Below are 20,612 nucleotides of genomic sequence, written 5' to 3' on the forward strand. Positions count from 1 at the left end.
AACCCCGCGTAGTCCCTATTAACGTCTATTGGGTCAAAGCCGATGAAGATCATGATCGTCACCGATGCATGGGAACCGCAGGTCAATGGCGTGGTTCGCACGCTGAAGAACACGACGCGCGAGCTGACTGCCCTGGGACATCGCGTCGACCTGCTGACGCCGCTCGAATTCAAGACGATTCCGTGCCCGACCTATCCTGAGATTCGCCTGTCGCTGTTTCCGAAGCGCAAGCTGCACGAGCGCATCGACGCGTTCGCCCCGGACGCACTGCACATCGCCACCGAAGGCCCGCTCGGCATGGCCGCCCGCGCCTACGCGATCCAGCACAAGCTGCCGTTCACCACGGCGTATCACACGCGCTTTCCGGAGTACGTGCAGGCCCGCTTCGGCATTCCGGTGGCCGCCACCTACAAGTTCCTGCACTGGTTCCACAAGCCGTCGCTGGCCGTGATGGCGCCCACGCCGGTGGTGAAAAGCGATCTCGAGAAATACCACTTCACCAACGTCGTGCTGTGGACGCGCGGCGTCGATCTCGACATCTTCCATCAAATGGATTCGAAGGTGCTCAACACCGCGCGGCCGATTTTTCTGTACGTCGGACGCGTGGCGGTGGAGAAAAATGTCGAAGCGTTTCTCAAGCTCGATCTGCCCGGTTCGAAGTGGGTGGCCGGCGAAGGCCCGGCGCTCGCCGAACTGAAGTCGCGCTATCCGCAGGCGAATTACCTGGGCGTCCTGAGCCAGGCGGAACTGGCCAAGGTGTACGCGGCCGCGGATGTGTTCGTGTTCCCGAGCCGCACCGATACGTTCGGCCTGGTGTTGCTCGAAGCCCTCGCCTGCGGCACGCCGGTGGCGGCTTATCCGGTCACCGGCCCGATCGACGTGCTGGGTGACGGCGGCGCCGGCGCCATGAACGAAGACCTGCGCGAAGCGTGTCTGGAAGCGCTGAAGATCGACCGCGACCACGCCCGCGCCTGGGCTGAGCGTTTCTCGTGGGCGGCTGCCTCCGAGCAGTTCGCCGCGCATCTGAAGCCGCTGCCGCGCAAGCCATCGTTCAGCGAGAAGAGCGCGGCCGCGTGACACGCCCCGTCAAACCCGCCATGCGAGCACGCAGCCCCCACGACCGGCGCGCGTCACGCGGCGCGCCGCATCCGGCCGAAAACGAGGCGCCGGATCTCGAGCCGTTTGCCGATGTCCACGAGGACGGCGTGCCGCTCGTCGCGCGGCACGCCAATGGCACCAATGGCACCAGTCGTACCGACGCTGCCAACGCCGACTTTGGTGCGTACGACCATGCTGCGGGCGCTGCGGATCCTCAACCCGCCGCCCGCCGCACGGCGGCGCACGGTGGCAGGGATGGCACGAGCGCGGCTGCAATCAAACCGCTTCAGACGGTCCGCGCACAGAACGGCGCGCGTTCCAGCGAGTCGCAAACCCTCGATCTCGACGACGCGGCTCACGCCGATGGCGCCGCCGAGGTCCACGAGCCGCTCGGCCCCGACGATCCGCTCAGCCCGCTGCCCTTCAATCCCTACAAGGGCAATCGCGGCGTGACGCGCGCCTGGCACGCGATGAAAAACTCGCTCGCCGGTTTTCAGGTGGCGATCCGCGAGGAAAGCGCGTTTCGCCAGGAGCTGACGCTCGCCGCGATCCTCGTGCCGTGCGGCATCTTCGTGCCGGTCGAGCCGGTCTCGCGCGTTCTGCTGCTCGGCTCGGTGTTGCTGGTGCTGATCGTCGAACTGCTGAATTCGAGCGTCGAAGCCGCCATCGACCGCATCTCGCTGGAGCGTCACGAACTGTCGCGGCGTGCCAAGGATCTCGGCAGTGCGGCCGTCATGGTCGCGCTCGGGATGTGTCTCATGACGTGGGTCCTGCTCGTCGGCCCGGTCGTCATACGGTGGATTGAACGGCTGCTGTAAGAGAATCCGGATTCTGGCCTTGGTCTATGAACGGTCGGTTTATAATCGGCCCCATAGTCTCAAAATACCAACCGCGTCCGGGTGGACACGCAGCGGCAGCGCGCCGCGGCGGCCAATCCGGCGTTAACAGGGCCGGACGACATGGAAGCCAAACCTCCCCGCCGCACCCGCGAACGGATTCTCGAACTGTCGTTGAAGCTGTTCAACGAGATCGGCGAGCCGAACGTGACCACGACGACCATCGCCGAGGAAATGGAGATCAGTCCGGGCAACCTGTACTACCACTTCCGCAACAAAGACGACATCATCAACAGCATCTTCAGCCAGTTCGAGCAGGAGATCGAAAAGCGTCTGCGCTTCCCGGACGATCACCGCGCGACGATCGACGAGATGTGGTCGTATCTGCAGTACATGGTGGATTTCACGTGGCGCTATCGCTTCCTGTATCGTGACCTGAACGATCTGCTCGCGCGCAATCGCACGCTGGAAACGCACTTCAAGCAGATCATCAGCCACAAGGTGCGCTTTGCCAGCCAGTTCTGCGAGCAGCTCGTCGAGGACGGCGAAATGGTCGCCACGCCGCAGGAAGTGCAGGTAATCGCCACCAACGTGGGCGTGATCGGCACCTACTGGCTGTCGTATCAGTTCGTGATGAATCCGCGCAAATACAACGAGCAGGAAGCGATTCGCGCGGAACTGCATCAGGTGAGCGTGCAGATCGTTTCGATGATGGCGCCGTATCTGCGTGGCCGTTCGCGCGAGCTGTTCGACGATCTCGTTTCGGGCAAGCTGCCCAAACGCGAGTTCTACGATTATCTGCCGCCCAAGGAAGGCGCCGCGCCCCGCAACGAACCGAAGGACAGTTGAACATGAAGTCGGTATGCGTCTACTGCGGCTCCTCGAATGGAGCCAGGCCGCTGTACGCCGAAGCCGCCCGCGCCTTCGGACAGGCGCTGGTCGACGCAGGCCTCGCGCTGGTCTATGGCGGCGGCAAGGTCGGCCTGATGGGTGTGATCGCCGATAGCGTGATGGCCGCCGGCGGCCGCGCAATTGGCGTGATTCCCGAACTGCTCGTCAACAAGGAAGTGGGCCACAATGGCCTGACCGAACTGCACGTGGTGCCCGACATGCACCATCGCAAGAAGATGATGGCCGACCTGTCGGACGCGTTCGTCGCGCTGCCCGGCGGCGCCGGCACCCTCGAAGAGCTGTTCGAGGTCTACACGTGGGCGCAACTGGGTTATCACCAGAAGCCGGTGGCCTTGCTCAACATCGACGGGTACTACGATCCGTTGATCGCCATGCTCGACCACACGGTGCAGGAAGGTTTCATGCGCCAGACCTACTTCGATGTCCTGCAGGTCGACGCCGATCCGGCCGCCCTGATCGCCCGCCTGCGCGCCTATCAGCCGCCGCCGCAGGACAAATGGGCCGAGAACCGCAACGCGGTGTGACGGCGCGGGTGTGACGGCCTGAATGTGATCGCGTTTCTATGCCAGCGCGGCGCACAGCCGCTGTGCTCGACGAGGTAAGCATGGCAAAAGTGGTTCTGATCACCGGCGCGAGCCGCGGCATTGGCCGCGCAACCGCGCGACTCCTTGGCGCACAGGGCTGGTCGGTGGGCGTGAACTACGCGCACAACGTCAAGGCTGCGCAGGACACCGCCGCCGAGGTGGGACGCGCCGGCGGCCATGCACGCGTGATTGCCGGCGACGTGGCGCAGGAAGCCGATGTGATCGCGATGTTCGACGCGCTCGAACATGCCTTCGGCCGTGTCGACGCATTGGTCAACAACGCGGGCATCGTGGCCCCCTCGATGCCGCTCGCCGATATGGACGTGACGCGCCTGAAGCGCATGTTCGACGTCAACGTGCTCGGCGCCTATCTGTGCGCCCGCGAAGCGGCGCGGCGCATGGCCAAAGATCGCAGCGGCGATGGCGGCGCGATCGTCAATGTGTCGTCGGCAGCAGCGCGGCTGGGCTCACCGAACGAGTACGTCGATTACGCGGGCTCGAAGGGTGCCATCGACACCATGACCATTGGGCTCGCCAAGGAACTCGGTCCGCAGGGCGTGCGCGTGAATGCCGTGCGGCCTGGTTTGATCGACACGGATATCCACGCGAGCGGCGGCCAGCCGGATCGGGCCGCGGTGCTCGGTTCGCAGACGCCGCTCAGGCGTCCCGGCAGCGCCGAGGAAGTGGCGGGCGCCATTGTCTGGCTGCTGAGCGACGCTGCTTCTTACGTGAATGGCGCGCTGCTCGATGTGGCCGGCGGGCGGTAGGGTTTGCGTTGAGCGCTAGCGTTCGCGCTCGCGCTCGCGCTTTAGCGGTACCCTCAAAACCTCGAGCCTCGTTTGCGCAGAAACGCCTGCTCTTCCTCGGTAGATGCTCGTCCGAGCACCGCATTGCGATGCGGAAAGCGTCCGAACCGTTCGATGATCGCCGCGTGTTGCACGGCGGAGCGGTAGTAGCTGGCCGCTTCTGGATGCGCCTCGAAGGGCTTGAACAGACGCACCGATTCACGCTGACTTTCCATCGACTCATCGTGCTCGAACGGCATATACGCAAACGCGCGATGAAACAGGTCCGGCAACCGCATGTCCGCGCCACTCGCTACCATTTGCCTGGCAATCCTCAAGGCGTGGGCATCACCGGCAAATGCGCCGGCCTCTCCACGATGACAGTTGCGCATGAGCTGATCCAGCAGGATCACGAGTGCCAGCGCGCCCGGCGGCGTGTTCGCCCAGCCATCCAGTGCGCCTTGCTGCGCGACGTCGAGCAACGCGCTAAAGCGCTCGCGTAGTTCGGCGTCGAATGCCGCGTTGCGCTTGAACCAGAGCTTGCGGTCCTGGCCGTAGGTGGCGGAGCCCGGTGTACCGAACCAGTGATCCAGCACCTCGCGCGCGTTTTGATCGAGCGCGGCGTAATCCGCTGCGTAACTCGACGCGCAGCCGGGAGCAAAGCCGCTCATGCAAACTCAAGCACGAGGCGGCGTGTGCGGGCGCTCTTCTTCTCCAGCTTCGCCACCCGCACCGCGCCGATTTCCCGCGTGTTGCGCACATGCGTGCCGCCGCAGGGTTGCAGATCGACGCCTTCGATGCGCAAGAGACGCACGCGGCCCAGCCCCATCGGCGGCTTCACGCTCATGGTGCGGACGAGTTCGGGACGCTCGGCCATCTGCTCGTCGGTGATCCATTCGGTCTGCACACCATGCGCGCCGCCGACCAGTTCCGCCAGCCGCGCGTCCACCATCTCGCGCTCAATGGGCTCGACCGTCGCGAAGTCGAGCCGCGCGTACTCGCTGGTGATACTGCACCCGTCGACGGCATACGGCAGCACGGCGCACATCAGATGACTCGCGGTATGCAGCCGCATGTGCCGGTAGCGGCGCTCCCAGTCGATTTCAGCCATCACACGCGTGCCTGCTGCAAGACCTGCCAGCAGCGCTTCCTGACCCGGCGCTGGCACATGCACGGCGTCATCAGGTGTGGCGCCCTCGAATTTAGCCTTGCGGGTGTCGGCAATGGCGATACGTGTGCCATCTGCCAGCGTGAGCACGCCCATGTCCCCTGCCTGGCCGCCGCCGAGCGGATAGAACACGGTCTGGTCGAGATGGATGCCCTGTTCGTCGATGGCCGTAATGGACGCCTCACATTGCGTGAGATAAGCGTCATCGCGAAAGAGTGCGCGCGTGGTCATGGTGAGGATCCCTGTCGAGTGTTACTGCGAGAGATCATTATGCCGACGCCTCTCACCCCGCGGTAGCTGGCCAAACGGCCAATCAGCAAGGCTGCGAACGTAACCGTATCGGTGCGATCAGCAGGCCAATCAGACGTGGCCATCACGAATCATCACCACCCTGCTCGCTTCAACCGGGCCGATTACGCATCCAGTCAGCCGTTTCGAAGAACGAATGCAGCAGCCGTTCGCGCAGCGCTTCAGGCAATCCGATGTCTTCCATTGCCCAGGCCATGCAGCGCAGCCATTGATCGCGCTCGCTCGACGCAATCGCGAACGGCAAATGACGTGCTCTCAGCCGCGGATGGCCAAAACGGCTGATGTAGTGATCCGGGCCGCCCAGCCAGCCGCACAAAAACCAGAAGAATTTGTCGCGCGAGCCGTCGAGCGAAGCGGGATGCAGCGCGCGGATGCCCGCGAACTCCGGCTCGAGGTCCATCAGGTCATAGAAGCGGTCGATGAGTTCGCGCACGCGCGCTTCACCGCCCACCAGTTCGAAGGCTGTCGCTTGTTGCGACGGCGCTTCTTCGATTGGATCGGTCATACGGTCAACTGCAATCTGCGAAGGGAATCAAAGGGAACAAAACGGCGCACACGACGCACCGAGCCGTCACGCGTCGCGCAACGACTGCAGCGCCGGCCGCGCCAGCACATGCCGCAGGCTCAGCCAGCCACCCACGCCCGCACAGGCCACGCCCGCGGCGATGCCGGCCGGCAGAAGCCAGGGGTTGAAGTTCAGATAGAACTGGAACACCCGCGTGGCCAGCTGCCAGCCAATCACCTGCGCACCGGCTGCCGCCATCAAGCCAGCCAGCGCACCGACTGCCACGAACTCGGCGATCTGCACCGCCCGCACCTGCCGGTGCGACGCGCCCAGCGCGCGCAGCAGCGCGGATTCTCGCATACGCTCGTCGCGCGTGCCCGCCAGCGCCGCGTACAGCACCAGCACGCCGGCGGCGAGCGTGAAGGCGAACAGGAATTGCACCGCGCCGATCACCTGTTCGAGCATGCGCTGCATCTGCGCGAGAATCGGGCCGACGTCGATCACGGTCAGGTTCGGATAGGCAGCAATCAGCCCGTCGATGGTCGAACTCTGCTCGGGCGGCAAATGGAAGCTCGTAATGAAGCTCGCGGGGAAATCCTGTAGCGCGGCAGGCGGCATCAGCACGAAGAAATTGACCTTGAACGAACCCCAGTCGAGCTTGCGCACGCTCGTCACGGGCGCGTCGACCTGCAGACCGGTCACGTCGAACCGCAGCGTGTCGCCGGTCTTAACGTGGATCAGCTTCGCGAGCCCTTCCTCAATGGAGATCTGCGGCTGCTTCGTCTCGCCGTACCACTCGCCGCCCACAATCCGGTTATCGTCCGGCAGCGTGGTCGTGTAGGAGAGATTGAACTCGCGATCCACCAGCCGCTTCGCGTCGTCGCTCTTGTATTGGTCCGGATCGATCGGCTTGCCGTTGATGGAAATCAGGCGGCCGCGCACCATGGGCGACAGCACCGCACCGGGCACGCCGTGGGTATTCAGGTATTGCGTGACGGCGGCGCGTTGATCGGGCTGGATGTCGATGATGAACTGATTCGGCGCGTCGGGCGGCGTCGATTTGCGCCAGCCTTGCACGAGGTCGTTGCGCGTCATCGCAATCAACAAGAGGCACATCAAGCCGATGCCCAGCGCGGTGATCTGCAAGGCGCTGGCGCTACTGCGCCGTTCCAGCGAAGCCAGCGCGTAACGCCAGCCAATGCCCGCGTTCACACGTTCGCTGCGTACGACGCGGGCCGCGCCCCACAGCGCGAGCCGCGCGATCAGCGCGAATATCAGCAGGCCGCCCGCGAAACCGCCCGCGACGATGCCGCCCAGTTTGAGTTCGCCGGCCGCCACGATCAGGAGCGCGCCGAACAGCACGATCCCCAGCGCGTAAGCGGCCCATGCGGTGCGTGCTTCCTCGCCCCACTCCCGGCGCAGCACACGCACCGGCGGCACGCGCGTCAGCGGCAGCAACGGCGGCAGCGCAAAGCCGAGCAACAGCACCAGACCCGCCGCGATCCCTTCGAGCGCGGGCCATGCCGTGGGACGCGGCAACACCACGTCGATCAGACTGCCGAGCCAGGTCAGCAAGGCCAGATGTCCCGCGTAGCCGAGCACGACGCCCACCGCGCCGCCAATCAACCCGAGCCCGAAGAACTCAAGAAAGAACAGCGAGCGCAGCGTGCGCTGACTCACGCCGAGGCAACGCATCGCCGCGCAGCCGTCCAGATGACGGCGCATGTAGCGATGCGCGGCCATCGCAATGGCCACGGCAGCCAGCATGGCGGTGAGCAGCGACACCAGCGTCAGGAAATGGCTGGCGCGATCTAGCGTCTCACGCACTTGCGGTTGGCCATCGTGCAGCGATTCGAGCGCGACGCCGCGCATCTTGCCACCGTCCACGCGCTCATGCGCCCAGGCCGCGAACTGCGCCACCGGACCATTCGCACCCGCCACCAGCAGACGGTACGTGACGCGGCTGCCGAATACGATCAGGCCGGTGGACGGCAGTTCGTCCGCGCGCAGCATCAGGCGCGGCGAAAAGTTGACGAAGCCGAAGCCGCGGTCCAGTTCACGCGTGATGATGGCCGCGACCTTGAAGCTGCGATTGCCCACCCGCACCGTATCGCCGACGTGAATCTTCAGCGCGTCGAGCAGCGCCTGATCGGTCCACACGGTGCCGGGCGCGGGAATGCCCGAGGCCGGATGATCGGCGGCGCCGGGCGCGCTGGCGATACGCAACGCGCCACGCAGCGGATAAGCCGTCGACACCGCCTTCAACGCGGCAAGGCGCGACACGGGCTGAGCGCCCGTCGAACTGATCATGCTGGGGAAAATGGCGGTGGTCGCCATTTGCAGGCCGAGCGTCCTGGCCTGTTCGCTGAACTGGGGATCGACGGGATGATCGGCCCTGACGATGAAATCGGCGCCGATCATGCGCCGCGCGTCACGTTCGAGCCCTTGATGGAGGCGATCGGCGAGAAAGCCGACGCTCGACAGTGCCGCGACCGCCAGAACCAGCGCGAGCAACAGCATTGTCAGCTCGCCAGCACGCCAGTCGCGCTCGGTCATCCGCACGGCCTGGCGCAGCAGATCGCCAACGCTAAAAGGACGGTTTCGCGCAGCGGACGCCGCGCCGACCGGTGGTGAGGCGCTCAATCGTGCCGGCTCCTGACGAGTCGCGTCACCATGTGGGTCGCCATGCCGCGAAAACCGCCCTGCACGCCGCGCCACAGACGGGGCAGCGCCCAGCTCGCCAGCATCAGAAAGCCCACCATCAGGAGGAGAAACAGCGCCGGAACGAACAGCGCGAGCAGGATGCCGCCGAACACGAGGCCGTCTTCAGCGGTGGAGGTCACCACGTTCGAAACCGGTTCGGGGGAAAGGTTGATCAGCGCCCGGGTGCCCGCCTTTGCCAGATGGGCGGTGCCGGCCAGCGTGCCGCCCGCCAGCGCGGCGACCGTCAGCAGTGCCGGATCGGCATGGCCGAGCGCGCCGGCTGCCAGCACGGCGCCGGCCGGAATACGGATAAAGGTGTGGATGGCGTCCCACAGGGAATCAAAGGCAGGAATCTTGTCGGCCAGGAATTCGGCCACGGTCAGCACGGCCGCCACGCCGATTACCCACGACGAGGACAGCGCGGACAAGGTATCGGGTAAGTGGATGAAGCCGAGGCGCGCGAACACGCCGGCGAGCAGAACCGTCAGATAGAGACGCAGGCCGCTGCCCCAGGACAGGCCCGCTGCAAGCGAGAGTGGTTCAAGCATGGCCGCCTCCAGGCGCGCTGCGCGTGCCGGGCGCCTCAGCCCGCAGCGGGAGCCCGCTGCAGCGAAGCCGCCAGACCCGCGCCAAGCCGGACGCGGGATGAGTTCAATGGATTCGGCTTCATTATAGCCACGTTAATTCGCAGACCGCAGAGCAGTGTGCGTGGTCGTCGCGCAACGGCATCGTGCGGACGCCTTACCATGCACGTCCAGCCGCTTGCGTCCCGCTATGGCCAGAGTCCGCTCTTTCAGCGCCAAACCCTGACGGGACGGGCCTGACAGAAGAACCGGCAGGCCGGTCGGGTTCAGTGTCCCGAGGACAGTTTGAGCCCGATGAGCCCCACCACGATCAGCGCAGCGCTTACCACCCGCGCAACACTCAGCGCCTCGCCCATGACGACGATGCCAAAAATAAATGCGCCCACCGCGCCAATTCCGGTCCAGACCGCATAAGCGGTGCCGAGCGGCAACTGACGCATCGCGAGGGTGAGCAGCGCGAAGCTACCCAGCGCGGTGATCACCGTGAAGATGGACGGTCCGAGCCGCGTGAAGCCTTCGGAGGTCTTGAGACCGGCGGCCCATGCCACTTCGAGCAAACCGGCGATCAGCAGAAGAAACCAGGACATGGGACATACCCCCTTGATGAAGTGGGGCCGTCCCCGTTGCGAGCGAATGCGTAAGGCCGTCCTTACAGTCCGTAATTATATCAAAAAGAGCCTCAGGCCGCGCCCACCAGCCGGTAGCCCACGCCCGTCTCGGTCACGATGAACTCCGGTTGCGCCGGGTCGCGCTCCAGTTTCTGCCGCAGATGCGCCATGTAGATGCGCAGATAGTGGTGGCTCTCCACGTGCGACGGGCCCCACACGTCGCGCAGCAGCTGACGGTGAGTCAGCACGCGGCCGGCATGGCGCACCAGCGTGGCAAGCAGGCGGTATTCGATTGGCGTCAGATGGATCGCGGCGCCCTCGCGCGTGACCTGACGCAGCGCCAGATCAACAGTCACCGCGCCGAAATGCACCTGCGGCGAATCGTTCGCGCCGCCCTGGTTGCGCCGGCGCAGATGCGCGCGAATCCGCGCCAGCAATTCGGAGACGCCAAACGGTTTGGTGAGGTAATCGTCGGCGCCGGCGTCGAGCGCGGCCACCTTCTCGGCCTCCTGGGTGCGCGCCGACAGCACGATCACCGGCAGATCGGTCCAGCCGCGCAATTCGCGGATCACGTCGAGGCCGTCGGTATCGGGCAGGCCCAGATCGACGATCACGAGGTCGGGCTTGCGCGTCGCCGCTTCGACGAGGCCCTGCTTGCCCGTCTCGGCATCGTGCACGACGATGCCCTCGCCTTCCAGCGAGGCGCGCACGAAACGGCGAATCTGTTTTTCGTCTTCAATCAGGACAACGGTGATGCTCGGGTCACTCATGGGCGGGCTTCGAGGTCTGCTGGGTTGAGGGTACGGGTATGGCTGCGGCTTCGCTGCGCTCCAACGGCAGCGCCACGTTACCACCGCCTGAAATCGGCGTGGCCTCCGGTGATGTTTCGATATCCGACTCACCCATCTGCACCTCATCCTCCAGCGCTTCCGGCGCGGGTGGCGGCGACTCCACCGGCAGCGTGAACCAGAAGCGCGCGCCTTCTATGCGGCCATCTGCTGCCAAACGGTTGATGGCGCCAATCGTCCCGCCGTGGGCATCCACGATCGCGCGGCAAATCGCGAGGCCGAGTCCGATCCCCGGCTTGGCCGATTCCTTCTCGCCGCGCGTGAATTTCTCGAACACACGCGCCTCCATCCCGGCCGGCAAGCCTGGGCCCGTATCGTCTACCGTGACGCGCACGAACGGTTTGCCGTCCTCGTCGATCTGCTGCGCGCCGATCACGAGGGGCGTGTCGGCCGCTGTGTATTTGGCCGCGTTCTCGAAAAGGTTCGAAAAGAGCCGCTCCATCAGCACGGCGTCGAGTTGCAGGAGCGGCAAATCCGCCGGCAATTTCACCTGCACCGGGTGCCGCGCGAGCACCCGCCTGCAGGCGCGCAGCGCTGCACCCACGGTTTCCTCCAGCAGCGTCCATTGACGGTTCAGTTGCAGGCTACCCGCCTGTAGCCGCGCCATGTCCAGCAGATTCGTGACGATGCCGGTCATCCGCAGCGCCTCTTCGTGGATCGCCTCGACGAGGTCGTCACCGGCTTGCGGCACGGTGTGCCCTTCGTGGCGCTGCGCGAGCATCGACGAAAACCCGACGATGGTCGTGAGCGGCGTGCGCAGATCGTGCGAAATTGCCGAGAGCAGCGAATTGCGCAAGCGCTCCGACTCCATGTTGACGAGCGCATCGCGGGCAATATCCACGTAGTGCACGCGTTCCAGCGCGAGCGCGATCTGCGCGGCGAACGCATCGAGCATGCGTTGCTGTTCCGGTACGTCGAGTTCGCGCGCATCGCGCATCACGACCGCCAGCACACCGCGCGTGCGCATCGGCGCCTTCAGCGGCAGATACAGCGCCGCTGCCGCCGGCAGCGTATCGGTACCGTGGCCGGCCGGCTTCTGCTGATCGTAGACCCACTGGCCCACGTCGATATCCAGCGCGCTGCCTTCGAGCGTGACAGCGGCATCCGGGTCTTCGATCTTCTGCTTCACCTGGTCGGCGCTATCCGGCAACAACAGCGCAACACGCGCACCGAACACCTCGCTGACATGCCGGCTGCCAATCGCGACGATCTGCTCCGTCGTCAACGCAGCCGCCAGTTCGCGCGCCATCGCATACATCGCGCCGGTGCGTTGCTCGCGGCGGCGCGCCACGCTCGCCTCGCGCCGCAGACTCGAGGTCAGATGGCTGATCACCAGCGACGTCAACAGCATCCCGAAGAAGGTCAGCAGATATTGTGTGTCCGACACCGAAAGCGACATGCGCGGCGGCACGAAAAAGAAATCGAAGGCCGCCACGCTGACGAACGACTGCACCACGCCGGGCCCACGGCCCAATCTGACGGCCGTGAAAATCACGCCGAGCAGATACAGCATGACGAGGTTCGTCAGGTCGATATGGTCGAACAACTGGCTCGCCACCAGCGTGATGCCCGCGCAGATCGTCAGGGCCCACGCATACGCGCCCGGCGGTGAGCGGCGCTCGCGGGCCGCGCTCAACGCATCGCGCCAGGCATTCGCGCCCTCATCGAGCGCGCTGCGCCGCTCGCCGCCGTCGCGCTCATGCGACGCGCGAATCAAGGTGAGATCGAGGTCGCCCGCGCGCTCCGCGATCCGCTCGCCAAGCGGACGGCGCAGCCAGCGCATCAGGCCCGTGCGCGACGAGGCGCCCGCCACCAGCGTCGACACATTGCGCACCCGCGCGTAGCCGATCAGCGCCGCCATCGCATCCGTGCCCGCCAGCGTCGCCGTTTCGGCGCCGAGTTCCGCGGCGAGGCGCAGCGCGTTCAAGGTGCGTTCGCGGCGCGCGTCGGGCAGGCGCTGCAGCCTCGGCGTCTCGACATACACCGCGAGCCAGTCGGCCTTCAGGCTCGCCGCGAGGCGCGCGGCGGCACGCACCAGCGCAGGCGCTTCCGGTCCCGGCCCGATGCACACCAGCAGCCGTTCGCGCGCCTGCCAGATGCGCTGGATAGAACGATCGGCACGGTACTCGCGCATCTGCGCATCCACACGATCCGCCGTGCGGCGCAGCGCCAGTTCGCGCAGCGCGATCAGGTTGCCCTTGCGAAAGAAATTGCGCACGGCGCGCTCGGCCTGCTGCGGCAGATACACCTTGCCGTCGCGCATGCGATCGAGCAGTTCTTCGGCCGGCAGATCGACCAGCGTCACTTCGTCGGCGCTGTCGAACACACGGTCAGGCACCGTCTCCCACACCCGGATGCCGGTGATCTGCCCGACCACATCGTTGAGACTTTCGAGGTGCTGAACATTGACCGTGGTGTAGACATCGATGCCCGCATCGAGCAGCTCATAGACGTCCTGCCAGCGCTTCAGATGGCGCGCGCCCTGCACGTTGGAATGCGCGAGCTCGTCGACGAGGATGAGTTGCGGTTTGCGGACGAGCGCTGCATCCAGATCGAACTCGGCCAGCTTGCGATTGCGGTATTCGATGTGCGCGAGCGGCAGCACATCGAGGCCGTCCAGCAGTGCCGCGGTTTCGCTGCGCCCATGCGTCTCGGCGATGCCCACCACTACGTCCACGCCGTCGTCGCTGCGTCGACGGGCGGCCTGCAACATTGCATAGGTCTTGCCGACGCCGGCCGAGGCGCCAAAGAAGATCTTCAGCTTGCCGCGCTGGCGCTTCTCTTCGTCGCGTTGCAGCTTGTCGAGCAGTTCGTCAGGATCGGGACGGTTCATGCGTTGGGCGTGTAGCGGTGCGTAAGGCTTTGATTATGGTTATGGTGCAGGCCGATGACCGGATTCGTTCGCCTGCACTGCGGCATGACAGCGGCGTCACAACGGCATGCAAGGCGATGCGCGACAACGGCATGGCATACATGGTGGCACGGTAACGGTGACGGCACAAATGGCAAAGACGGCGCCGCGGCCGGCGCCGTCCGTACGCGTCACGCCTGGTCAGCCTTGTTTCATGGCGTCGAGCGCGAGATTCAGTTTCAGCACGTTCACGCGCGCCTCGCCCAGCACGCCGAACTGACGTCCAGTGGTGTAGCGGTCCACCAGCGCGGCGACATCGTTCGGCGCCAGTTTGCGCGCGCTCGCCACACGGGCAATCTGATACGCCGCCGCAGCCGGGCTGATCTCAGGATCGAGGCCGCTGCCCGACGAGGTCACGAGGTCGATCGGCACCGGCTTCGACATGTCCGTTCCCGCGGCCTTCAACGCGTCGAGGCGGCCTTTGACTTCATCGGACAAGGCCGGGTTGGTCGGTCCTAGATTCGAGCCGCCGGAATTGCTCGCGTTGTACGGCATCGGACTGGTGGCCGAGAGCCGGCCCCAGAAGTACTGCGGCGCATCGAATTGCTGGCCGATCAGCTGCGAGCCGACCACCTTGCCGTTCTCTTCGAGCATGCTGCCGTTCACCTGATCGTGGAACGCGGCCTGGCCGATGGCCGTCATCACCGCCGGGTAAGCCAATCCGGTCACCGCCGAGAGCACGACGAAGATCACGATGAGCGGACGGAACATTGATTTCATGGTGGATCATTCCTTTTGGAGCTGGCTGTGGCTAACCGTTGCTTCACCGTCAGCCGCAGCCATCTGATGCAATTAATGTGTTGAAGGCAACCTGTTGCGAAAGACCGCGCGCCTCACACCCAGCCGAACACGGACAGCACCATGTCGATCAGCTTGATGCCGATGAACGGCACGATGATCCCGCCAAGGCCGTAAACCAGCAGATTGCGGCGCAACAGGATCGCGGCGCCGAGCGGCCGGTATTTCACGCCCTTCAGCGCGAGCGGAATCAGCAGCACGATGATCAGCGCATTGAAGATCACCGCTGACATGATCGCGGACGCGGGCGTGGCCAGATGCATCACGTTCAGCGCATTCAACGCGGGGTACGTGGTCGCGAACGCAGCCGGGATGATGGCGAAGTACTTGGCCACGTCGTTGGCAATCGAAAACGTGGTGAGCGAGCCGCGCGTCATCAGCATCTGCTTGCCGATCTCGACGATCTCGATCAGCTTGGTCGGATTCGAATCGAGGTCGACCATGTTGCCGGCTTCCTTCGCGGCCTGCGTGCCGGTGTTCATCGCCACGGCCACGTCGGCCTGGGCGAGCGCCGGGGCGTCGTTGGTACCGTCGCCCGTCATGGCCACGAGGCGGCCTTCTGCCTGGTGCGCGCGAATGGTCGACAGCTTGGCTTCGGGGGTGGCTTCCGCGAGGAAGTCGTCCACGCCCGCCTCGGCTGCGATCGCGGCCGCCGTGAGACGGTTGTCGCCCGTCACCATCACCGTCTTGATGCCCATCTTGCGCAGCTCGGCAAAGCGTTCCTTGATGCCGCCCTTGACGATGTCCTTCAGTTCGATCACGCCCAGCACGCGCGCGCCCTGCTCACCCTTCTCGGCCACCACGAGCGGCGTGCTGCCGCGGCGCGCCACTTCGGCCACCGCGTTATTCACTTCCGCCGGATAGCGGCCGCCGTTGGCTTCGACGTAGGTCTTCACGGCATCCGCGGCACCCTTGCGGATTTCGCGGCCCGGCAGGTCGACGCCGCTCATGCGGGTCTGCGCGGTGAACGCGAGAAACACCGCGTGCAGCGAGGCCATATCCCGAGCGCGGATGTTGAAACGCTGTTTGGCCAGTACGACGATGCTGCGGCCCTCCGGCGTTTCGTCCGCGAGCGACGAGAGTTGCGCGGCATCGGCCAGCGCTTCTTCGGTCACGCCCGGCGCGGCCACGAAGGTCGAAGCCTGGCGGTTGCCGAGCGTGATGGTGCCAGTCTTGTCGAGCAGCAGCACGTCCACGTCACCCGCTGCTTCCACCGCACGGCCCGAGGTGGCGATCACGTTCGCCTGCATCATGCGGCTCATCCCCGCCACGCCGATGGCCGACAGCAAGCCGCCGATGGTGGTCGGAATCAGGCACACCAGCAAGGCGACCAGCGCGGTCACCGACACCACGTGACCCGCCTTCGCGGCTTCCACCGAGAACATGGAGAACGGCAGCAGCGTGGCGGTAGCGAGCAGCATCACGATGGTGAGCGCCACCAGCAGGATGGTCAGCGCGATTTCATTGGGCGTCTTTTGCCGCTTGGCGCCTTCGACCATCGCGATCATGCGGTCGAGAAACGCCTCACCCGGATTGGCCGTAACGCGCACGACGATCCAGTCCGACAGCACGCGCGTGCCGCCCGTCACCGATGAAAAGTCGCCGCCCGATTCGCGGATCACCGGCGCGGATTCGCCGGTGATAGCCGACTCGTCCACGCTCGCCACGCCGTCGATCACCTCGCCGTCCGCCGGGATCACGTCGCCGGTTTCGACCAGCACGACGTCGCCCTTGCGCAGATCGGTGGCGGTCATGATGCGGATCGGCGACTTCGGATGCGGCTCGTTGAGCTTCTTCGCGATCACGTCTTTTTTCGCGCTGCGCAGCGAGGCCGCCTGAGCCTTCGAACGTCCCTCGGCGAGCGCTTCCGCGAAGTTGGCGAACAGCACCGTGAACCACAGCCACAGCGTGACCGCGAGGATGAACCCCGCAGGCGCTTCGGCCTGACCGGCCAGCGCGGCGATCCACAGGATAGTGGTCAGGATGCTGCCGACATACACGCAGAACATCACCGGATTGCGGAACTGCGTACGTGGCGTGAGCTTTTTGAATGAGTCCACGATCGCCGGACGCACCAGCGCCGGATCGAACATGGACCGCGTTGCATTATGTTCAGTCATTGAATCCTCGTTTTTCCCGAATTGCCCGTCTCTATGGCGAACGATCAATGGCCGGCGATCATCATCAGATGTTCGACGCCGGGACCGAGAGCGAGCGCAGGCACATACGTCAGCGCGCCGACGAGCAGCACGGTGCCGAGCAGCAAGACCACGAACAGCGGTCCATGCGTGGGCAGCGTGCCGCCGGTGACGGCGATGCGCTTCTTGGCCGCCAGCGAGCCAGCAATGGCGAGCACCGGAATCAGCGAGCCGAAGCGGCCAAACCACATCGCAATGGCCGTCAGCCAGTTGTAGAACGGCGTGCTGACCGTGAGACCGGCGAACGCGCTGCCGTTGTTATTGGCCGCCGAGCTGAACGCGTAGAGAATCTCCGAGAAGCCGTGCGGACCGGGGTTGGCGATACCCGCCTTGCCGGCGTCGCACAGCACTGCGATAGAGGTGCCCACCAGCACCAGCAGCGGCGTGAGCAGCACGACGATCGACACCATCTTCATCTCGTACGATTCGATCTTCTTGCCGACATATTCAGGTGTCCGACCGATCATCAGACCGGCCACGAACACGGCGAGCAAGGCAAACACGAGCATCCCGTACATGCCGGAGCCCACGCCGCCGAAGATCACCTCGCCCAACTGGATCAGCAGCATCGGATAGAGGCCGCCGAGCGGCGTCAGCGAGTCGTGCGTGTTGTCTACGGCACCGCACGACGCCGCCGTGGTAGCGACCGTGAAGATGCCCGACTGTGCAATGCCGAAGCGGGTTTCCTTGCCTTCCATGTTGCCGCCCGCCTGCAGATCGCCGGTGGACTGATCGACGTGCAACGCGGTCAAGGTCGGATTGCCGGCCTGTTCCGCGCTGACTTCACCCACCACGCAGGCGGCGAACGCAATCGTCATCACGGCAAGCACCGCAATGCCCTGCTTGCGATCCGCGATCATGCGACCGAACACCAGGCAGAGCGCCGCCGGGATGAGCAGCATCGAAACGATCTGCAGGAAGTTGCTGAACGGTGTGGGGTTTTCGTACGGGTGCGCCGAGTTCGCGTTGAAGAAGCCGCCACCGTTGGTGCCGAGCATCTTGATCGCTTCCTGGGTTGCCACCGGGCCCATCGCGATAGTCTGCGTCGTCACCTTGGTGTCGACCGTCACCGCGTTGCCCTTGGCATCCTTCACCGGATTGCCCTGCGCATCGAGTTTCGGCGCGGCGTAGGTGGTGGTCTGCAGCGTCGGCACATCCTGATAGGCCTTGAAATTCTGGATCACGCCCTGGCTCATCAGCAGCGCAGCGATGATGGCGGCCATGGGCAGCAGCACGTAGAGCGTCACCCGCGTGATGTCCACCCAGAAGTTGCCGATGGTCTGCGCCGTATGACGCGCAAAGCCGCGAATCAGCGCGATCACCACGACGATGCCGGTCGCGGCAGAAAGGAAGTTCTGCACCGTCAGGCCGAGCATCTGTGCCAGATAGCCGGCGGTCTGCTCAGGCGTGTAGTCCTGCCAGTTGGTGTTGGTGACGAAACTGACCGCCGTATTGAAGGCGCTGTCCACCGACATCGCACCGAACTGCTGCGGATTGCCCGGCAACCAGCCCTGCACGCGCAACAGCAGGTACAGGACCAGCACGCCGAGCACGTTGAACGCGATGGTGGCGAGCGCGTAGTGCTTCCAGCTCATTTCCGCTGAGGGGTCGACGCCGGCGATGCGATACAGCACGCGTTCGAGCGGACCGCCGAAGCGCAGCACGCGCGAGGTGCCGTCCATCACGTTGCTCAAATACCGGCCAACCGGCACGGCGAGCGCCAGCAGCACGACCAGGAATAACACGATCTGCAGGACATTGTTGGTGTTCATTCAATGTCCTCCGCGCGCAGCAGCGCATAGACCAGATAGGCGAACAGCAGCGCGGTGGCCGCGCCCGACAACCACAGAATCCAGGTCATGAACGAGCCCCCTGGCCGCGGCGGAATTGCTCCAGCTTTTCGCAGCCGGCAATCAATGCAAAGGTCAGCGCTGCAAAAAGCACCATCCCCCCGACGTACAGCACATCCATTTTGTGTTCTCCCGTAACGGACTTTGGATAGGTGGAACGTTATGCCGATGCGCGTAAAGGGCTGGTCAAAGATGGCCGGGCGAATGTAAAAATGGTGTAAACGGGACGGGCTGCTCCAGGGGAGACGGAGCGGCCTGCTGAACGAGAGAATGGAGTTGAGACGCGGTGAGGCGGAGGTGGCAGCCGCCTTGAGGAGCGGCCTTTATCGCAGCGCTGGATGTTGATGCGGTCGCTGCTGGAGCGACGTCTTGATGGCGACGGCGGCCCGTTCGAGCCGCCGTGCCTTATGTGCCAGGACGCTTATGTGCTTACGGCTGCAGGATCGTCGAGCCGGTGGTGCGGCGCCCTTCCAGGTCTTCGTGCGCTTTGGCGACATCTGCGAGCGCATAACGCTGATTGATGCTCGTCTTGACCTTGCCCGACACCAGCACGTCGAACAGTTCCGCCGACATCGCCTCGTAGTCGCTGCGCTTGCCGATGTACGTAAACAGCGTCGGGCGCGTAAAGAATAGCGAGCCGCGTCCGGCGAGTTCGGAAGCATCCAGCGGCGGAAGCGGACCAGACGCATTGCCAAAACTCACGAACAGACCGAGCGGCGCGAGGCAATCGAGCGACGCCGTCATCGTGTCCTTGCCGATGGAGTCGTACACCACCGGCACGCCCGCGCCGTTGGTAATCTCACGCACGCGTTTGGTGAAGTTCTCGCGCGTATAGACGATCGGATAGTCGCAGCCATGCGCCTTGGCAATCTCCGCCTTCTCGTCGGAGCCGACCGTGCCGATCACCGTGGCGCCCAACGCCTTCGCCCACTGGCAGACCAGCAGGCCCACTCCGCCCGCAGCGGCCTGAATCACGATCGTGTCCCCGGCCTTCACGGCATACGTGCGCCGCAGCAGATATTGCGCGGTGAGCCCTTGCAGCATGACGGAAGCGCCCTGTTCGTAGCTCAGCGCGTCGGGCAACTTCACGACCTGGGCCGCGGGCAGCACCCGCTCCTGCGCGTAGGCGCCGGGAGGTCGCGCCACGTACGCGACGCGGTCGCCGGGTTTGAAATCCGTCACGCCCGCGCCCACGGCTGTCACTTCACCCGCCGCTTCCATGCCGAGCCCACCTGGCATCGGCAATGGATACATGCCGGTACGGAAATAAACGTCGATGTAGTTGAGGCCCACCGCGTGCTGCTTGAGGCGAATCTCGCCGTTGCCCGGCTCGCCCACTTCGACGTCGACCCACTTCATCACGTCGGGGCCGCCGGGTTTATCGAATCGGATTGCCTTGACCATCAATGTCTCCCAGGTTCGGGTTAAGAGGGTGCGCGGCTCGCTGCGCCGCGCCTGCCTTGCTGTGTTTGGCGTTGTGTTTGGCGTTGTCTTTGGCCGGCGTCACACCTTCTCCGTGAGACGCATCGTCAGCACGTCGAGAATCATGCGTGCGGTGGAGATATTGGTGGCGCACGGCACGTTATGCACGTCGCAAGCGCGCACCAGCGCGTTGATATCCGGTTCGTGCGGCTGCGGCGTCATTGGATCACGCAGGAAAATCACCATATCGACGCGGCCTTCGGCAAGCTGCGAGCCGATCTGCAGATCGCCACCGTGCGGGCCCGACAGCATGCGCTGTACGTTGAGGCCATACGCATCCGCAATCCGGCCGCCGGTCGTGCCGGTAGCGACAATTTCGCAGCGCCGCAGCGTGTCGACGTATTCACCGGCGAGTTTGACGATGTCGTCTTTCTTGTGGTCGTGTGCGATCAGTGCGATGCGGGTGGTCATGCGTGAGCCTCCAGAGTCGTTG

General features: G+C 64.9%; 20 protein-coding genes. 5 read left to right on the forward strand and 15 right to left on the reverse strand.

All coding sequences use genetic code 11. The annotated features are described in order from the left end of the window. The first annotated feature begins 42 nt into the window (after positions 1 to 42). The 5 genes from D0B32_RS31295 to D0B32_RS31315 all read left to right on the forward strand — a co-directional run bounded on the left by D0B32_RS31295 (position 43) and on the right by D0B32_RS31315 (position 4,197). A complete protein-coding gene (locus D0B32_RS31295) occupies positions 43 to 1,077 on the forward strand; it encodes a glycosyltransferase family 1 protein (protein ID WP_117338227.1) in 1,035 nt (344 codons plus the stop codon). Positions 1,078 to 1,097: 20 nt separating this feature from the next. Beyond that, entirely contained in the window at positions 1,098 to 1,916 is an 819-nt protein-coding gene (locus D0B32_RS33055) for a diacylglycerol kinase (RefSeq protein WP_259295225.1), read from the forward strand. A 141-nt stretch (positions 1,917 to 2,057) separates the two neighbouring features. Continuing rightward, positions 2,058 to 2,783 (forward strand): TetR/AcrR family transcriptional regulator, encoded by a 726-nt coding sequence (locus D0B32_RS31305; RefSeq protein WP_117338309.1) that lies wholly within the window; start codon positions 2,058 to 2,060, stop codon positions 2,781 to 2,783. A 2-nt stretch (positions 2,784 to 2,785) separates the two neighbouring features. Beyond that, positions 2,786 to 3,370 carry a TIGR00730 family Rossman fold protein gene (locus tag D0B32_RS31310; protein WP_117338229.1) on the forward strand — a complete coding sequence of 195 codons (585 nt, stop codon included), beginning with the start codon at positions 2,786 to 2,788 and terminating at the stop codon, positions 3,368 to 3,370. Between the two features lie 80 nt (positions 3,371 to 3,450). Further along, on the forward strand, positions 3,451 to 4,197 hold the full coding sequence (locus D0B32_RS31315; protein ID WP_117338231.1) for an SDR family oxidoreductase: 747 nt from the start codon (positions 3,451 to 3,453) through the stop codon (positions 4,195 to 4,197). A 53-nt stretch (positions 4,198 to 4,250) separates the two neighbouring features. Here D0B32_RS31315 and D0B32_RS31320 read toward each other — a convergent pair whose 3' ends face one another. The 15 genes from D0B32_RS31320 to D0B32_RS31390 form a co-directional block, all read right to left on the reverse strand. Continuing rightward, entirely contained in the window at positions 4,251 to 4,886 is a 636-nt protein-coding gene (locus D0B32_RS31320) for a DUF924 family protein (RefSeq protein WP_117338233.1), read from the reverse strand. Continuing rightward, complete coding sequence (locus tag D0B32_RS31325) at positions 4,883 to 5,614, reverse strand: alanyl-tRNA editing protein (protein ID WP_117338235.1); 732 nt, start codon at positions 5,612 to 5,614, stop codon at positions 4,883 to 4,885. The genes D0B32_RS31320 and D0B32_RS31325 overlap by 4 nt, the downstream gene beginning before the upstream one ends. Before the next feature lie 169 nt (positions 5,615 to 5,783). After that, complete coding sequence (locus tag D0B32_RS31330) at positions 5,784 to 6,197, reverse strand: group II truncated hemoglobin (protein ID WP_117338237.1); 414 nt, start codon at positions 6,195 to 6,197, stop codon at positions 5,784 to 5,786. Positions 6,198 to 6,263: 66 nt separating this feature from the next. Continuing rightward, positions 6,264 to 8,753 (reverse strand): ABC transporter permease, encoded by a 2,490-nt coding sequence (locus D0B32_RS31335; RefSeq protein WP_117338311.1) that lies wholly within the window; start codon positions 8,751 to 8,753, stop codon positions 6,264 to 6,266. 83 nt (positions 8,754 to 8,836) lie between these two features. After that, positions 8,837 to 9,448, reverse strand: coding sequence for a DUF4126 domain-containing protein (locus D0B32_RS31340; RefSeq protein WP_117338239.1), 612 nt, complete (start codon positions 9,446 to 9,448; stop codon positions 8,837 to 8,839). Between the two features lie 302 nt (positions 9,449 to 9,750). Beyond that, positions 9,751 to 10,071: a quaternary ammonium compound efflux SMR transporter SugE gene (gene sugE, locus D0B32_RS31345; RefSeq protein ID WP_117338241.1), complete on the reverse strand. Its 321-nt coding sequence runs from the start codon at positions 10,069 to 10,071 to the stop codon at positions 9,751 to 9,753. Between the two features lie 92 nt (positions 10,072 to 10,163). Beyond that, positions 10,164 to 10,862, reverse strand: a complete 699-nt coding sequence (kdpE, locus tag D0B32_RS31350) for a two-component system response regulator KdpE (RefSeq protein WP_117338243.1) — start codon at positions 10,860 to 10,862, stop codon at positions 10,164 to 10,166. Then, positions 10,855 to 13,773, reverse strand: a complete 2,919-nt coding sequence (locus D0B32_RS31355) for a DUF4118 domain-containing protein (RefSeq protein WP_259295226.1) — start codon at positions 13,771 to 13,773, stop codon at positions 10,855 to 10,857. Before D0B32_RS31355 ends, kdpE begins: the two co-directional genes overlap by 8 nt. A 219-nt stretch (positions 13,774 to 13,992) precedes the next feature. After that, positions 13,993 to 14,571 carry a potassium-transporting ATPase subunit KdpC gene (kdpC, locus tag D0B32_RS31360; RefSeq protein ID WP_117338245.1) on the reverse strand — a complete coding sequence of 193 codons (579 nt, stop codon included), beginning with the start codon at positions 14,569 to 14,571 and terminating at the stop codon, positions 13,993 to 13,995. Between the two features lie 113 nt (positions 14,572 to 14,684). Beyond that, positions 14,685 to 16,769, reverse strand: a complete 2,085-nt coding sequence (kdpB, locus tag D0B32_RS31365) for a potassium-transporting ATPase subunit KdpB (RefSeq protein WP_117338247.1) — start codon at positions 16,767 to 16,769, stop codon at positions 14,685 to 14,687. Positions 16,770 to 16,813: 44 nt separating this feature from the next. Next, positions 16,814 to 18,619, reverse strand: coding sequence for a potassium-transporting ATPase subunit KdpA (gene kdpA / locus D0B32_RS31370; RefSeq protein ID WP_117338249.1), 1,806 nt, complete (start codon positions 18,617 to 18,619; stop codon positions 16,814 to 16,816). After that, positions 18,616 to 18,708 (reverse strand): K(+)-transporting ATPase subunit F, encoded by a 93-nt coding sequence (gene kdpF, locus D0B32_RS31375; protein WP_063495262.1) that lies wholly within the window; start codon positions 18,706 to 18,708, stop codon positions 18,616 to 18,618. Before kdpF ends, kdpA begins: the two co-directional genes overlap by 4 nt. Next, entirely contained in the window at positions 18,705 to 18,818 is a 114-nt protein-coding gene (locus D0B32_RS31380; RefSeq protein ID WP_117338251.1) for a potassium ABC transporter ATPase, read from the reverse strand. Before D0B32_RS31380 ends, kdpF begins: the two co-directional genes overlap by 4 nt. Positions 18,819 to 19,126: 308 nt before the next feature. Next, positions 19,127 to 20,101 (reverse strand): quinone oxidoreductase, encoded by a 975-nt coding sequence (locus tag D0B32_RS31385; protein WP_117338253.1) that lies wholly within the window; start codon positions 20,099 to 20,101, stop codon positions 19,127 to 19,129. A gap of 99 nt (positions 20,102 to 20,200) precedes the next feature. Next, on the reverse strand, positions 20,201 to 20,590 hold the full coding sequence (locus D0B32_RS31390) for a methylglyoxal synthase (protein ID WP_117338254.1): 390 nt from the start codon (positions 20,588 to 20,590) through the stop codon (positions 20,201 to 20,203). Between the last annotated feature and the right edge of the window lie 22 nt (positions 20,591 to 20,612).

The sequence above is a fragment of the Paraburkholderia sp. DHOC27 genome, assembly GCF_003429005.1.
Classification (GTDB): Bacteria; Pseudomonadota; Gammaproteobacteria; order Burkholderiales; family Burkholderiaceae; genus Paraburkholderia.

What these genes read in the sequence shown, in the direction of transcription:
- kdpB (WP_117338247.1), bottom strand. Translation starts at nt 16,769, where the DNA reads ATGACTGAACATAATGCAACGCGGTCCATGTTCGATCCGGCGCTGGTG.
- kdpA (WP_117338249.1), bottom strand. Translation starts at nt 18,619, where the DNA reads ATGAACACCAACAATGTCCTGCAGATCGTGTTATTCCTGGTCGTGCTG.
- D0B32_RS31325 (WP_117338235.1), bottom strand. Translation starts at nt 5,614, where the DNA reads ATGACCACGCGCGCACTCTTTCGCGATGACGCTTATCTCACGCAATGT.
- D0B32_RS33055 (WP_259295225.1), top strand. Translation starts at nt 1,098, where the DNA reads ATGCGAGCACGCAGCCCCCACGACCGGCGCGCGTCACGCGGCGCGCCG.
- D0B32_RS31315 (WP_117338231.1), top strand. Translation starts at nt 3,451, where the DNA reads ATGGCAAAAGTGGTTCTGATCACCGGCGCGAGCCGCGGCATTGGCCGC.
- D0B32_RS31335 (WP_117338311.1), bottom strand. Translation starts at nt 8,753, where the DNA reads ATGACCGAGCGCGACTGGCGTGCTGGCGAGCTGACAATGCTGTTGCTC.
- D0B32_RS31305 (WP_117338309.1), top strand. Translation starts at nt 2,058, where the DNA reads ATGGAAGCCAAACCTCCCCGCCGCACCCGCGAACGGATTCTCGAACTG.
- D0B32_RS31330 (WP_117338237.1), bottom strand. Translation starts at nt 6,197, where the DNA reads ATGACCGATCCAATCGAAGAAGCGCCGTCGCAACAAGCGACAGCCTTC.
- D0B32_RS31385 (WP_117338253.1), bottom strand. Translation starts at nt 20,101, where the DNA reads ATGGTCAAGGCAATCCGATTCGATAAACCCGGCGGCCCCGACGTGATG.
- D0B32_RS31355 (WP_259295226.1), bottom strand. Translation starts at nt 13,773, where the DNA reads ATGAACCGTCCCGATCCTGACGAACTGCTCGACAAGCTGCAACGCGAC.
- D0B32_RS31295 (WP_117338227.1), top strand. Translation starts at nt 43, where the DNA reads ATGAAGATCATGATCGTCACCGATGCATGGGAACCGCAGGTCAATGGC.
- D0B32_RS31320 (WP_117338233.1), bottom strand. Translation starts at nt 4,886, where the DNA reads ATGAGCGGCTTTGCTCCCGGCTGCGCGTCGAGTTACGCAGCGGATTAC.
- D0B32_RS31310 (WP_117338229.1), top strand. Translation starts at nt 2,786, where the DNA reads ATGAAGTCGGTATGCGTCTACTGCGGCTCCTCGAATGGAGCCAGGCCG.
- D0B32_RS31390 (WP_117338254.1), bottom strand. Translation starts at nt 20,590, where the DNA reads ATGACCACCCGCATCGCACTGATCGCACACGACCACAAGAAAGACGAC.
- kdpF (WP_063495262.1), bottom strand. Translation starts at nt 18,708, where the DNA reads ATGACCTGGATTCTGTGGTTGTCGGGCGCGGCCACCGCGCTGCTGTTC.
- kdpE (WP_117338243.1), bottom strand. Translation starts at nt 10,862, where the DNA reads ATGAGTGACCCGAGCATCACCGTTGTCCTGATTGAAGACGAAAAACAG.
- sugE (WP_117338241.1), bottom strand. Translation starts at nt 10,071, where the DNA reads ATGTCCTGGTTTCTTCTGCTGATCGCCGGTTTGCTCGAAGTGGCATGG.
- D0B32_RS31380 (WP_117338251.1), bottom strand. Translation starts at nt 18,818, where the DNA reads ATGGATGTGCTGTACGTCGGGGGGATGGTGCTTTTTGCAGCGCTGACC.
- D0B32_RS31340 (WP_117338239.1), bottom strand. Translation starts at nt 9,448, where the DNA reads ATGCTTGAACCACTCTCGCTTGCAGCGGGCCTGTCCTGGGGCAGCGGC.
- kdpC (WP_117338245.1), bottom strand. Translation starts at nt 14,571, where the DNA reads ATGAAATCAATGTTCCGTCCGCTCATCGTGATCTTCGTCGTGCTCTCG.